The following is an 11,814-nucleotide window of genomic DNA, read 5'->3' on the forward strand; positions in this document are numbered from 1 at the left end:
GCACAAGAAAGGCCCGGCCGCGAGGGGAGCGCGCCCGGGCCTCGACAGCCCCCCGGGAAGGGCTAGCTCACATTCCTAGCGATAGGTGCCCGAGAAGCTGCGCTCGAGGCTGTGCGGGCCGGCTTCGCCCTGGTCCTCACGCTCGAACAGAGCCCGCTCGCGGCTTTCGTCGCGCCAGCGGTTGCGTGCCTCCTTGGCGTCGATTTCCAGGATCAGCCGGTCGCCTTCGACCCGGTCGATCTCGGTGCAGCTCAGTGAGTGCCGGCCGCCGGCCGAATCGCCACTGGTTTCGGAATCGCCCTTGGCCAGGATGATGCGGTCGCCGGCGACGCGCTCGACGGTGCCGATCGGCTCGTCGTCGCTGCCGAACACCTGCATGTTCTCGCGGATCTGGCCGAGCATCTGGCGCTTGCTTTGCCGACGCTCGCGCCAGCTGCCGAAATCGCTTTCGAACTTCGACTGGTGCTCGCGGCGATACTCGTCATAGTCGCGGTCGAGCTCGTCGAGCTGGCGCTGCCGCCATTGCTGATAGTGCGGGTCGTGATGCTGTGAGCGCTCGCTCGAGCCCGCGAAACTGGTGCGGCGATACTCGTCGCGGCCCCAGTTGCTCTCGCGGTCCGACCGGCCACGATCCCAACCGCCTTCGGGGTCGCCGCGGCTGGCGCCGCTGGCGGCGAAATAGCCTTCCGAACGGCCATAGTCGCCGGTGACCGGGCGATATCCGCGGTCCTCGCGGTCACCTGCGCCCCACGGCTCGCGCTCGCGCGCCGGTCGATAGCCGCGATCCTCGTCGCGATCGTAGCCGAAGCGGCCGCGCTCGCGCTCGCGGCTCATGGCGCGGCCGTGCTCCTGGTCGCGACCGCTGATCCGCTCGTGCTGGCGGCTGCGATCGTCGTCATCCTCGTCGCCGAACCAGGAGGCGATCTGCTCGCCGGCCCGTTCGAAGAACCCGCGCTCTTCGCCGCTGCGGTCGCCGCCCTCGCGAGGCGGATAACGCTCGTTCGAATAGCGCGACTGCTCGCGCGGCCCTCTGCGCGTGTCATACCGGTCGTATGCCATCTCAATTCCTCCAATGTGCTGGGCCGCCAGGCAGACCGCCGGCAGCTACTGGGCAAAAAACGAATGGCCGACCGAGGACGTTCCGGTTTCGAGGCGCGATTGCGCCGGCTAAACGATGGACGGACGGAGTGCTGCGGCGAGCGTTGCAAGGGGAGCCAAGCGAGGCTATCTGAGCCGCCTCCGTAAGGCCCGATCCCATCGGGCTGAGCCGCTCAGGCTGGGGCGCGGGGCTGTAGCTCAGATGGGAGAGCGCTGCAATCGCACTGCAGAGGTCAGGGGTTCGATTCCCCTCAGCTCCACCAGCCCGCCGTTTCAGGCTGTTTCAGAACAAACCAAGGTCGTGAAGTGAAAACGCTTCCTGTTCCCCTTTTGTGTTTCAGCATGGCCCTTGTCGGCCCATTGTAACCCGGCTATGGTGGGGTAACAAATGAGGTGCCACTATGCCGCTAACGGTCAAGGAAGTGCGGAACGCCAAGCCCGGCCGTCAGTCTGACGGCAAGGGTCTCTATCTGCTGGTGAAACCCAGCGGCTCAATGTCTTGGGTGCTGCGGGTCCAATACCAAGGGGAGCGCCGCGACTTTGGGCTAGGCTCGGTCGCCTTCGAGGCGATCAACGCGCCAATCCCGATACACAAACGGAAGCTGCTCACGCTGGCGGAGGCTCGCGAAAAAGCTGCCATTGGTCGGGCTCTCGCCAAGGCTGGACTCAACCCGTCTGCCGAATGGCGGCAGGGGGTAGAAGAGGAGCCGCATACCTTTCGAGCCGTTGCCGAGGAATGTCACCGGCAAGCGTTGAAGGGCTGGCGAAACGGCAAGCATCGGGACGAATGGTTAGGTTCGCTGGAACGCTATGCATTTCCGGTTATCGGCTGCTTCACACCGGACGAAGTGGACGCGGCGGCAATCCAGCGGGTCCTCTTGCCTATTTGGCTAACCAAGGGCGAAACGGCGCGACGCGTTAAGCAGCGGATTGGCGTCGTTCTCGACTATGCTCATGCGAAGGGCTGGCGATCGGCAGAAGCGCCGATGCGGGCGGTCAACCAGCTGATGCGCGGGATCAGGCAGCCGAAGCGCGGCAATTTCGCCGCCACGCCCTACGCTGATGTTCCTGCCTTCATGGCGAAGCTGCGGGAGGGTGACGGGTCCGTGGGGCGGCTGGCTCTGCAATTCCTTATCCTGACGGCTGCTCGCTCGGGTGAAGTGCGCGGCGCAACCTGGCGGGAGTTCGACCTAGACAAAGCCGAGTGGAGCATCCCGGCCGAACGGATGAAGGCCGACCGTCCTCATATTGTGCCGCTGGTTCCCGCCGCCGTGGAGATCCTTCAACAGGTGCACGGGCTGTTCGCGCCGCAACCCGGCGACTTTGTGTTTCCCGGCCTCAAGGGCGTGATGAGCGATGCCACTATGGCAAAGGTGCTGCGCGTCTGTGGAGGCGGAGCTTACACCGTTCACGGCTTCCGATCATCTTTCCGCGATTGGGTGGCTGATATGGGGTTCGCTGACTCGTGGGCCGAAGCGGCGTTGGCCCATAACAACCCGAACAAGACGGAAGCGGCTTACCGCCGCACTACATTCTTCGAGCAGCGCCGCGATAAACTGATGCCGGCGTGGGGCGCTTTTGCTTTGGGGGATACCTCCAATGTTGTCTCGCTCGCTGCTGCGAGGGGGTAAGGCTTGGCGCGGGGCGGAAGCCGACTTGGCGCAGGGCGCAGGCCAAAGTTAGAAACTCTGACACGCCTTGAGCTCGGGGCGGAATGCGAGGGTCTCTTTCTCGCGCTTTGGCGTGATGCCAGTGACAAACTCTGCGATGAATACGCCGCTCGCGGCCCAATCAACGACATACGGGCTGAAGCTGATGCGCTTCCTGTTTCAGTTCGAGCTAAGTGGCTGCAATCTCAAGCGGGATTAGAATACCTGGAGGAGGTGGAGGAGGCCCGGCGGGCCATGCGGCGCACACCCGATTTTGCTCTCAGCGCCAATCCATATTTCGAGTTCACTGCGCCACGCCCGAAAGGGGTCAAGAACGGCATTTGCAGGGAAGTGGCGGCGAAGCATAACCTAGCAGGTGTTGGCCCCGCCTATGTGCGTAAGTGCTGGGCTGAGTTTCGAGCTGTAAAGAAGGCAGCCGCTTCTCACGAGGATTGATTTCGATACGCAATTCCTGGTGGCCTGATGTGCCCTACTATCCCTGAGCCTCCCACGGCGGCCCTCGCCGCACCGACAGGAGGTAGAATTGGAACCGATCGGCCTAAGTATTCCCGACACCGGCAAGGCGCTTGGTGGCTCGGATAAGCCGCTTTCCCGAAACACGATCTATCGGATGATCGGGCGGGGCGAGCTTGAAGCATTCAAAATGGGTTCGCGAACCCTTGTGTCTGTTCCCAGCATCAAGCGAGCGGCGGAAAATGCGCGCCGGCTTACGGTAGCTGCGTGATATGAACGCGCTTCCCGATCCGATCGAGACTTTCGCGCCTTGGGCTGATGATGCGGAAAAGAATCTTCGCAGGAGGCTTGCGCAAACACAGGTAACTGGCAGCGCGAGGGCAGCGCGCTCCAAGTCAGACGCTGCATGCTGCCTATGGTGTCATGCCGCACAAGTGGCTTCGGCTTGGACATTCGCGCGGGCAAGCAAGGGCGATCTTGTGGATGTTCTGCGCGCCTGTTCGCAGATGTTCTGCGCGGCCAATGTCTTCGAGCGGATCGAAGGCGGCTCCCTGTGAAGACCTGGGACACGATCGAGCCGGAGGACAGGTTCTGTTCCAACCGGAACGGCATCACCGCGGCGGCCCTGATGCTCAAGACATTCGACCCCGTGAGCTACATCGTTCCGGGCTATGTCTGCGAAGGGCTGACGGTACTCGCCGGATCGCCCAAGCTCGGCAAATCATGGATGACGCTGGGCTGGGCGCTGGCCGTAGCAACAGGCCGGCCGGCGTTTGAGTCGATCCCGGTACTGTCTGGCGACGTGCTGTATCTTGCGCTTGAGGACAACCAGCGCCGCCTCAAGAAGCGGCTGCTGCACATGGGCCTCAAGGACGCTCCCGAGCGGCTGACCTTCCACACACACTGGCCGGACTTGGACAACGGCTGCTTAGGCGCGGTCGATCAATGGCTGAATGATCATCCCGACGCCCGCCTTATCGTGGTGGACGTGCTCGCCAAGGTGCGCGGCATGATCGGCAAGGAGTCAGCCTATGAAGCTGACTACCGCGTGCTGTCTGGCCTTCAGGGGCTCGCTGGTCGCTATGGCGTGGCGATCGTCGTCGTTCACCACACTCGCAAGATGGAGGCGGACGATCCATTCGATAGCGTCAGTGGAACGCGGGGACTAACGGGCGCCGCCGATACCGTCCTGGTGCTCAAACGGGACGTTGGGACAGGCGGAACGGGACGAGTGACAATTTACGGACGTGGCCGCGACATCGAGGAAATTGAGACAGCTCTGGAGTTCAATCGAGACAATGGGATTTGGCTCGTCGTCGGCGCTGCGCATGATATTGCCAAGACAAGCGAGCGCCAAGCGATCCTCGACGTTGTTCGCGCCAGCTCTAACCCACTGACTGCGCGGGAGATTTCCGACCTTCTCGGCAAGAACTATGACGCGGTGCGCCGGTGCCTCACCCGCATGGCGCAGAGTGACGAAGTCGAGAAAACGGGGAGGGGTCAATATACCTGTCCCAACGGTCCCATTGTCCCAACTGACGCCAGCGCACCTGCGCAATGTGACATTGAGACACATGGGACAGGGGATATAGATCAGTGGAGCCGGCAGATTCTTGCACCCGGTGAAACGGGCGGCGAGCCTGTTCTCGGCTTCGAAGGGCTTGCTCGATGAGCGAGCGCCGTAAATACGGGGCCAATACGAGAGAAACCCGATTCCAACCGGGCAATCCTGGGAAACCTCGCGGCGCCCGCCACAAGGTCACTCGCGCCGTGGAAGCTCTGCTCGAGGGCGAGCACGAGGCGCTTACTCGAAAGGCCATTGAGAAGGCGTTGGAGGGCGACGGCGCAGCGCTTCGGTTGTGCCTCGATCGCCTGGCTCCGGCCCGCAAGGATGCGCCAATCTCGGTGAACCTCCCTCCAGTTAAGTCTGCCGCCGATGCCATAGGCGCGTCTGCGGCGCTTCTGGATGCTGTTGCTGCTGGTGAAGTCACTCCCGACGAAGCCGCACGCGTTATGGTTCTGCTGACGGCTCATAAGGCCATCGTTGAAACAGGGGATCTGGAAAGCCGGATCGCCGCACTGGAAGGGGCGAAAAAATGAAAGCTCTGGAAAGACGGCTGGTCGCCCTCGAAGGGCCGAACGGAATGTTAGAATACAAGCGGTGGACTGATGAGCGGCTGAACACGGAGATAGCCAATGTCACAGCGGAGCTGCGCCGTGCCGGTTCCTTGCTCGATCCTAAGCGGAATGCGCTCTTGGAGTGCGACGATCCCGATCGCCTCTCCGAGATGATTCGCGATCTGGAAGCCGAGTTCAGCCGAGAGGAATCGCACGGTGACACAGATGCGCAAGAGGGTTGAAAAGCTTGAAGCGCGAATGCCCGAGCAAGCGCGCCGGGGAGTGTGGCGCGACGCCGAGCAAACCGACGCCGAGGCGCTGGCCGTCGCTCGCTGTGGTGCCGCCGATAATGTTCTCATCGTGTCGTGGAGGGAATGATGCAGCTTAGAAGGCGTGTTGAAGGCCTGGAAACGCGGCTCATTCCGCCCGCTCGGGTCGAGGTTCACATTGTTGGGGTGATGTCAGGGGAAACCGAGGCCGAAGCCTTGGCGCGCTACGGCCGGCCGATAGAGGAAAGCGATCGGCTCAATCTCATCCTACTGGTCGGGGTCGCGCCGGGTAGCGTGCCGGGGAGCGTCCATGAAGCGGCTTGATGCGAGGGTCGCGGACCTGGAGGCGAAGCACATTCCTTTGCAGCGGGTCGTTCGCGTGCTGCGCCACGAAAGGAAAAGCCAGGATGAAGCGATAACGGCAGCTGGGTTCGATCCAAGCGATGATGAGATTTTCTTCTTCACCCGGTCGGTCGTGTCGCCGCAGTCAGGCCCGGACCGGGACTCGAGCTAGTGTCCGCTTTCGACCCATTGCGGACATTAGAGCGCCCGCTAACCTACCTGCGATGATCGACTTCTTCCGCACCTGGCTCCCGCAGATAATCGGCTACGCCGAAATGCTGCAGGACGACACGCTGGAAAAGGCTTGGGCGGAGGGCGACCGCTCCCGCACTTCCGTTTATTACAGCGGTGAACTCTACGAGCAGGTCTTTGGCGGTCTGGACGCTGACAACATGATGGAGGAAGCGCGCCTGAAGCTTGGACAGCACCCCACCATAGTCGCCGCGCTCGATAGCTTCCTACGCTCGCTGAAGCGGCTTGATGAGTGGATTGAGGCGCATGTGGACACCGACACTTGGGGCAAGGGGCAGCGGATACCGTCAGGTGTTCGCAGTATCTTCCAATCGCAGGACTGGCGTGAGGCTCAATCATCTGCGGCTGCATTGATGTCGGCTGCTGGAGAAGCGGGCTTCAGCAGCACAGATTTCGACCGGCGACGGTGAGTGTCCGCTTTCCACCCAAAGCGGACATTGCAGCCCGCCAGCTTTCAAGTGCCATTGACTCAGGTCGGGTCATAAAACATCCTCAACCGAGGGACCGAGAAGGGCGGGAATCATGAAACTTTATCGCATAAACAAGGTGACGAAGCCCGGCGGGGTCGTCGTCAAGAAAAAGGATGTGCTCGCAGTTTCTGATGCGGAGGCATTGCAACGAGCTGCGGAAAGTCGCGACTGTCCTGTGTGCGAAATTCTCAAAGACGGCCAGCAGGTCGGAGCGATCGTCTAGGTCATTCGTCGTCTTCACGCTCTCCGCGATGGCGCAGGAGCATCTTCTCCGATTCACCGACGAGCCGCTCGGTCTCGGAAATGCTTTCGCGCACGGATCTCTGGCTCGCTCGGTCTCGAGAGCATGACGCTCCCGTTGTTCCGCTCGCTCTTTCTTGGTGTCGCGCATCAACGGCCTGAACGTGCTCACCGTCCGATGGATTCACTAGGGGGCAAACGCCTGCCTGGGTCTCAAAGCGGACATCGTAATTGTCATCCAGATAGGTTGGTCTTGCGGAGCGCTTTGCGAACGGCGGCAGCGAGCTCCTGCTCTTTGATAGGTTTTTGAATTACCGTCGCGTCCGGCGCACGGTCTTTGAGTTCTTCAGCGTAGCCCGTGACAAAAATCACGGGAATCTGCCTTCTCGCGCAGATAGCTTCCACCGCCCTGACGCCGTCACCGGGAAGCAACCGGACATCTGCCGAGATCAGGTCGATCGCTTCTTCAGGCGCCCCGAATACCGCTGCATCCTCTGACCGAGCAAAGCTGAACTCGGTGAAGCCCAGTCGCTCAAGCATGTCCCGGAGAGCCTGGCCAATGAGATAATCGTCTTCAATGATGAACGCGTGCATCGGCCGGAGCTCCGAGCGACTGCCTCCCTCATCGGAGGCGCGCACTACACAACGTTTCGCCCATGGCTGTGTTGCTCGCCCCGGCCTTGACCACAGTGCACGCGCCGCTGAGCGTCCATTTCCTGCGGGCCGCGCAAATGGCAACTTGCCGGGCGCGAGAGCGTTGATTGAGATCAAGTGCTTAAAATGCCTGAGCTTTCTCAAGAAGTGCTGCTGCCACAGTCTGCTTGTTGAGTAGGAAATTCGTCGTCGCAAGGGTGGGCGCAGGCAGAAAGCTAGCCCGCTTCACAGCAGTATGGAGACTAGGATGCTCGTGGCCGAGCGGGTGAACGACTACATCACCTGCAGGAGGCCTAACGCCGTCTGCGATCCCTGCATCGCCGAAGCACTTGGTTTGGGCCAACAGGCACACGCTAGCCAGATCACAGCGGCTCTAGGCACCAGCAGTGACTTCATACGCGAAACGGCCCGGTGCTCGATTTGCGGGGCCATAAAGAAGGTAATCCGCCGAGCCAAAAGGTCGCGCGGACCAGCCTCTGGGGCATTTGCGGATTAGATCCGCTTTCGACCCAAAGCGGACAATGCACCGCTACTCTGTGTAGCGCGGTGAGCCTCGCCGCGTCCTGCTTTTGCCAAGCTAGGCACGGCGAGTCTCGCTAGCAGACTAGCAAAGGTGAGACCCGCCGCAAAAAAACGAGGACAACGTGCCGCGTTGCTTTCGAGAACCAAGGTTAGTGAGTTTTCGGGCAATCAAAAGGGCGCCCGTGTGTCCACGAGCGCCCTTACCAGGCTACCCTACGTGCGAAGCGGCCTGGGTTCGAGTGAGAGTTAGTTGGCGCTGTTGCCGGCTGCGTCCGCTCCATTTCGTGTGGCGTCGGCATTCTCTTCCCCGGCTTCGCGTGTCGCATCAGCCTGGTTTTCGAGATTGTCTTCTGTGGCCTCGTTGGCGGTCTCGTCGGCCATCTCTTCGAGATTGTCGGCGTTCATCTCGGCATTGGCCTCGATGTTGTCGGTAGCTTCCTCCTGTGCTCCTTGATTGCAAGCCGCTAGCGCACAGAGGGCGAAGGACATCGCCACTGTAGAAATGATCTTCATAGGATTTCCCCTTGTTGGTGAGAACGGCAGGCAGCGGGCGCTTGCCTGTCTCTAGCAGCATAAATCCTCAAAACAGCCGTTCTGTTCCGCTTTTGGGACCGGTGCCCCCAGCCTCGGACTGATCGGAACGGAAGCCCTGGAACCACGCTCTTATAGTGAGCGTCAGCATACCTCCATACTTAGCCCGCCGTGAAGTTTCCCTGCTTCCCGGCGGGCATTTCAATGTGCAATTGTCAGCTGCTGGCGGCCCTTTAGGTGACGCGATGCGATTGCATGGGACAATCGAAGAGACCGAGCAGCTATTGCCAGCGCTCGGCGACTGCGAGGCCATTCGGTTCACCCTGAGACACTGAAGCACTGGACCGATCTGCTGCACCATGCGCGGCGCAAACTCGCGACAGGTGAAGCTTTCGATCGAGAGACGCTTTCAGAGCTTGTTGCCACCCTCGATGCCGCAGTCGCGGACCATTCGGCCTAAGATTTTGGGCTCTCACCCGTCTGCGGCCCCAGCCTGCCCGTTCCGCTGGAACGGAACCGCTGTTGACGCCTTGATCGAATGGGTGGGGTTCTCGGAACAAAGGAGCAGGGACATGGCACTGTTCGATTTCTTCAAGCGCGACAAAGGCAAGGAAATCTTTGAGGAAAATGCCGACGCGCAAAAGCGAGCCGAAGCGATCAAGAAAGAGATCCAGCGGCTCGGACTCCCCGGCAACATCAATGTTCAGGTGGAAGGCTCCAGGGTCAGGGTGACCGGCGACGTGCCCGACGAGGCGACCCGCCAGAAGCTGGCGATGATCGTCGGCAACGTCAAATACATCGAAGCGGTGGACGATAGCGGCCTGACTGGTGCCCAGGCGGAGGTGAGGCAGCCAAAGGTGCACGAGGTCCAGAGTGGGGACACCCTCTCGGCGATCGCCCAGAAGCACTATGGCGACGCGAATGCTTACCAGAGGATATTCGAGGCCAACCGGCCGATGCTGAAAGATGCCGACGACATCTACCCAGGCCAGGTGCTGCTCATTCCGGAACAGGCGGGCGCGATGGCCTAGCGGCTCGCAGCAGCGGTAACACTCGAGACCGCCGCCTCAGTCACCCGGATTCCTTCGTTGGGGTCCGGGTGACCTCCCGGCTTCCCTGCTTCCGTCGGCCAAGGCCGATCGCGGCCTCGTTCTGCCGCGGGGGCAGGGCCTCGGCGGCGTCGCAAATCAGGCAAGCAGTGGGTCGTCTTGTCTCATATGCAAATAGCCGCTGTCGAAATCGCCGGCTTCCGCGAGCTTCTTCCAGTCCCCAATTGTGATGGAACGCGGGCTCACTCGCTCAATCAGCCCATCTCGCTCGAGCGACTTGATGGTGCGATTGACATGCACCGAAGTTAGACCCGTGGCGTCGCCGAGCTGCTCCTGGGTCATCGGCAGGTCGTAACCCGTCTCCTCTCCCAGTCCGGCGTGCTTCATCCGGAGCGCGAACTCGCAGAGCAAGTGAGCAATGCGGGTGCGCGCGTCTCGGCGGCCGATGTTTGCAATCCACTCCCGGAAGATCGAGCCATCAACCAGAGTGTCGAGCCACATCGCCTTGCCAACTTCGGGTCGGTCGAAAGCAATGCGGCCGATTTCCTCTCGAGGAATCATTGCGACTTTCCCTGCCGTCAGCATCTGCACACTGTGGTCCGCGGTCCCGAGCAATGAGTTTTGAAGGTCGACCATCTCCCCCTTCATGTGGATAGCGACGATCTGGCGAAAGCCCGTGCCGACGATCTTATGGCGGACCGAAAACCCGGACAGCATCAAACAAGAGTGCGTCGCCTTGTCGCGCTCGCGAACGATGAAATGCTGGTTTTGGATCGACTTTACGACATGAGGCAAACCGAGCAGCGCAGCCCTGTCGGCGGCGCTGAATTTCCCCCGATACTCGAGTTTCCGGACCATCGGTGCGAGTGCCGATCCGTTGAGTTGTTCTGTGTTGGAAGCCGTCAAGGCTTGTCTCCTGCACCGGCGTTTCCGCAGCAACCGAGAGAGATTGCGATAAGGGCAGCTTTCATCGTCACCTCCGTTGGCCGCCAGCGAAGCTAGATGAATTCGAAACTAGCTCCAAACCTCTTGGGTCAAAAGCATCCGTCGAGAAGTCACTCCAGCGAAATGACTCGCTTTCTTGTTAAGTTCGGCGCCATCCTTGGCGGATGGGCAGGGGAATAACACGGCCTTCGCCGGCTACTCACACGTTGAGCGATGTCTTCGTCACCGAGCAACTGGCATCGCGACCCTCAAAGCGAACCGATTGCCAGCGAGAAAAGAAGGCCATGCTTGATCTCGCTGGTCGCCTGGCGGACGCGTCCAGCGAAGTGCTGCCTCGCTTTGTCGAACTGGCCATGGAGATGACTGGCGGCGTTTCTGCGGGCCTGAGCATCTTTGACGCGGATCGTGAGCCGGACCTGTTCCGCTGGAAGCATCTGCATGGCTCCCTGGCCGGTTTGAAGGTAGTACGACGCCCCGCAACAACAGCCCCTGCGGAGTTACGCTAGACGCCAACGCGCCGGTTCTAGTGACGCATCCTGAGCGGCTCTACAATTGGATCGCAGCGGAGAACCTTATTCTTCCAGAGGTGCTGCTCGTGCCCCTCGCCGTAGGCGACGGGGACCAGCTTGGTACCTTGTGGGTTGTAGCTGACGCCAAAGACCATTTCGATGCCGGGGACGCTCAAGCTGTGGCAGATCTCGCGGTGTTCGTCGGCATGGCCCTTCTCGTGGGCAAACGGGAGGAGCAATCTCGACGAGCCCTCGAAGAGCAGGAGACGGTCGCCCAGGAGATGAGTCACCGACTTAAGAACCTGTTCGCCGTAACTGACGGGATGATCCGCGGCAGCGCCCGAAATGCTCAGAGTCCAGCCGCAATGGCCGACGCACTTTCGGGACGGCTTCACGCCCTGGCCAGCGCACACTCGCTAGTGCGCCGAAAGGTGAGCGACAGCGGGGCCATCCTGGACGAGAAGGATCTCGGTGATCTCATCCGCGCCGTGGTGAGTGCTCATGAGGCAGGCTATGAGCGCGAACCTATAAGTTCTGCAAGGCGCAGCAACTGCCAATGCGGTCAATCAAGGATGCGATGCAGGCGGTTCCGAACTGACGGGGGGCGACCAAAGTGTCCGCTTTCCACCCATTCCGGACATTTAGCGCAGTGTCTGCTTTCGACCCAAAACGGACACTAGAGCGGCGGCAGG

The 11,814-nt window shown here is 61.0% G+C and carries 17 protein-coding genes and 1 tRNA gene; 13 read left to right on the forward strand and 5 right to left on the reverse strand.

Going from position 1 to position 11,814, the window contains the following annotated elements; genetic code table 11:
- Positions 1-75 precede the first annotated feature (75 nt).
- On the reverse strand, positions 76-1,059 hold the full coding sequence (locus H0T81_RS12045; protein WP_294013544.1) for a DUF2171 domain-containing protein: 984 nt from the start codon (positions 1,057-1,059) through the stop codon (positions 76-78).
- A 226-nt stretch (positions 1,060-1,285) separates the two neighbouring features.
- Here H0T81_RS12045 and H0T81_RS12050 point away from each other — a divergent pair.
- The 10 genes from H0T81_RS12050 to H0T81_RS12095 all read left to right on the forward strand — a co-directional run bounded on the left by H0T81_RS12050 (position 1,286) and on the right by H0T81_RS12095 (position 6,895).
- A tRNA-Ala gene (locus H0T81_RS12050) sits at positions 1,286-1,361 on the forward strand.
- Positions 1,362-1,499: 138 nt separating this feature from the next.
- Complete coding sequence (locus H0T81_RS12055) at positions 1,500-2,729, forward strand: integrase arm-type DNA-binding domain-containing protein (RefSeq protein WP_294013547.1); 1,230 nt, start codon at positions 1,500-1,502, stop codon at positions 2,727-2,729.
- Positions 2,730-3,291: 562 nt separating this feature from the next.
- A complete protein-coding gene (locus tag H0T81_RS12060; RefSeq protein ID WP_294013549.1) occupies positions 3,292-3,492 on the forward strand; it encodes a DNA-binding protein in 201 nt (66 codons plus the stop codon).
- A 1-nt stretch (position 3,493) separates the two neighbouring features.
- The gene (locus H0T81_RS12065; protein ID WP_294013551.1) at positions 3,494-3,778 is read left to right on the forward strand and encodes a hypothetical protein; all 285 of its coding nucleotides are present in this window, start codon (positions 3,494-3,496) and stop codon (positions 3,776-3,778) included.
- Complete coding sequence (locus H0T81_RS12070) at positions 3,775-4,893, forward strand: AAA family ATPase (RefSeq protein ID WP_294013553.1); 1,119 nt, start codon at positions 3,775-3,777, stop codon at positions 4,891-4,893. The genes H0T81_RS12065 and H0T81_RS12070 overlap by 4 nt, the downstream gene beginning before the upstream one ends.
- Positions 4,890-5,321 (forward strand): DUF5681 domain-containing protein, encoded by a 432-nt coding sequence (locus tag H0T81_RS12075; protein WP_294013554.1) that lies wholly within the window; start codon positions 4,890-4,892, stop codon positions 5,319-5,321. The genes H0T81_RS12070 and H0T81_RS12075 overlap by 4 nt, the downstream gene beginning before the upstream one ends.
- Positions 5,318-5,581, forward strand: coding sequence for a hypothetical protein (locus H0T81_RS12080; protein ID WP_294013556.1), 264 nt, complete (start codon positions 5,318-5,320; stop codon positions 5,579-5,581). Before H0T81_RS12075 ends, H0T81_RS12080 begins: the two co-directional genes overlap by 4 nt.
- 337 nt (positions 5,582-5,918) lie before the next feature.
- The gene (locus H0T81_RS12085; RefSeq protein WP_294013558.1) at positions 5,919-6,122 is read left to right on the forward strand and encodes a hypothetical protein; all 204 of its coding nucleotides are present in this window, start codon (positions 5,919-5,921) and stop codon (positions 6,120-6,122) included.
- Between the two features lie 52 nt (positions 6,123-6,174).
- Positions 6,175-6,612 carry a hypothetical protein gene (locus H0T81_RS12090; protein ID WP_294013560.1) on the forward strand — a complete coding sequence of 146 codons (438 nt, stop codon included), beginning with the start codon at positions 6,175-6,177 and terminating at the stop codon, positions 6,610-6,612.
- A 112-nt stretch (positions 6,613-6,724) separates the two neighbouring features.
- Positions 6,725-6,895, forward strand: a complete 171-nt coding sequence (locus H0T81_RS12095) for a hypothetical protein (protein ID WP_294013562.1) — start codon at positions 6,725-6,727, stop codon at positions 6,893-6,895.
- A gap of 251 nt (positions 6,896-7,146) precedes the next feature.
- On the opposite strand, the gene H0T81_RS12100 is transcribed toward H0T81_RS12095, so the two are convergent.
- Both H0T81_RS12100 and H0T81_RS12105 read right to left on the reverse strand, forming a co-directional pair.
- Positions 7,147-7,506: a response regulator gene (locus H0T81_RS12100; protein WP_294013565.1), complete on the reverse strand. Its 360-nt coding sequence runs from the start codon at positions 7,504-7,506 to the stop codon at positions 7,147-7,149.
- An 828-nt stretch (positions 7,507-8,334) separates the two neighbouring features.
- Positions 8,335-8,601: a hypothetical protein gene (locus tag H0T81_RS12105; protein ID WP_294013568.1), complete on the reverse strand. Its 267-nt coding sequence runs from the start codon at positions 8,599-8,601 to the stop codon at positions 8,335-8,337.
- Between the two features lie 590 nt (positions 8,602-9,191).
- On the opposite strand from H0T81_RS12105, the gene lysM reads away from it, so the two are divergent.
- Entirely contained in the window at positions 9,192-9,650 is a 459-nt protein-coding gene (lysM, locus tag H0T81_RS12110; protein ID WP_294013570.1) for a peptidoglycan-binding protein LysM, read from the forward strand.
- 156 nt (positions 9,651-9,806) lie between these two features.
- Here the strand turns inward: lysM and H0T81_RS12115 are convergent, their stop codons facing one another.
- A complete protein-coding gene (locus H0T81_RS12115) occupies positions 9,807-10,574 on the reverse strand; it encodes a Crp/Fnr family transcriptional regulator (protein WP_294013573.1) in 768 nt (255 codons plus the stop codon).
- 245 nt (positions 10,575-10,819) lie between these two features.
- Between H0T81_RS12115 and H0T81_RS12120 the strand changes: the two genes are divergently transcribed.
- Positions 10,820-11,119: a hypothetical protein gene (locus H0T81_RS12120; protein ID WP_294013575.1), complete on the forward strand. Its 300-nt coding sequence runs from the start codon at positions 10,820-10,822 to the stop codon at positions 11,117-11,119.
- A 17-nt stretch (positions 11,120-11,136) separates the two neighbouring features.
- Here the strand turns inward: H0T81_RS12120 and H0T81_RS12125 are convergent, their stop codons facing one another.
- Positions 11,137-11,517 carry a hypothetical protein gene (locus tag H0T81_RS12125; RefSeq protein WP_294013578.1) on the reverse strand — a complete coding sequence of 127 codons (381 nt, stop codon included), beginning with the start codon at positions 11,515-11,517 and terminating at the stop codon, positions 11,137-11,139.
- Between H0T81_RS12125 and H0T81_RS12790 the strand changes: the two genes are divergently transcribed.
- Entirely contained in the window at positions 11,446-11,802 is a 357-nt protein-coding gene (locus H0T81_RS12790; RefSeq protein WP_366474367.1) for an HWE histidine kinase domain-containing protein, read from the forward strand. The genes H0T81_RS12125 and H0T81_RS12790 overlap by 72 nt on opposite strands.
- Positions 11,803-11,814: the final 12 nt, after the last annotated feature.

The organism is Sphingomonas sp. (genome assembly GCF_013812825.1).
GTDB lineage: Bacteria > Pseudomonadota > Alphaproteobacteria > Sphingomonadales > Sphingomonadaceae > Sphingomicrobium.

What these genes read in the sequence shown, in the direction of transcription:
- H0T81_RS12090 (WP_294013560.1), top strand. Translation starts at nt 6,175, where the DNA reads ATGATCGACTTCTTCCGCACCTGGCTCCCGCAGATAATCGGCTACGCC.
- H0T81_RS12075 (WP_294013554.1), top strand. Translation starts at nt 4,890, where the DNA reads ATGAGCGAGCGCCGTAAATACGGGGCCAATACGAGAGAAACCCGATTC.
- H0T81_RS12105 (WP_294013568.1), bottom strand. Translation starts at nt 8,601, where the DNA reads ATGAAGATCATTTCTACAGTGGCGATGTCCTTCGCCCTCTGTGCGCTA.
- H0T81_RS12045 (WP_294013544.1), bottom strand. Translation starts at nt 1,059, where the DNA reads ATGGCATACGACCGGTATGACACGCGCAGAGGGCCGCGCGAGCAGTCG.
- H0T81_RS12085 (WP_294013558.1), top strand. Translation starts at nt 5,919, where the DNA reads ATGAAGCGGCTTGATGCGAGGGTCGCGGACCTGGAGGCGAAGCACATT.
- lysM (WP_294013570.1), top strand. Translation starts at nt 9,192, where the DNA reads ATGGCACTGTTCGATTTCTTCAAGCGCGACAAAGGCAAGGAAATCTTT.
- H0T81_RS12065 (WP_294013551.1), top strand. Translation starts at nt 3,494, where the DNA reads ATGAACGCGCTTCCCGATCCGATCGAGACTTTCGCGCCTTGGGCTGAT.
- H0T81_RS12055 (WP_294013547.1), top strand. Translation starts at nt 1,500, where the DNA reads ATGCCGCTAACGGTCAAGGAAGTGCGGAACGCCAAGCCCGGCCGTCAG.
- H0T81_RS12095 (WP_294013562.1), top strand. Translation starts at nt 6,725, where the DNA reads ATGAAACTTTATCGCATAAACAAGGTGACGAAGCCCGGCGGGGTCGTC.
- H0T81_RS12080 (WP_294013556.1), top strand. Translation starts at nt 5,318, where the DNA reads ATGAAAGCTCTGGAAAGACGGCTGGTCGCCCTCGAAGGGCCGAACGGA.
- H0T81_RS12790 (WP_366474367.1), top strand. Translation starts at nt 11,446, where the DNA reads ATGATCCGCGGCAGCGCCCGAAATGCTCAGAGTCCAGCCGCAATGGCC.
- H0T81_RS12100 (WP_294013565.1), bottom strand. Translation starts at nt 7,506, where the DNA reads ATGCACGCGTTCATCATTGAAGACGATTATCTCATTGGCCAGGCTCTC.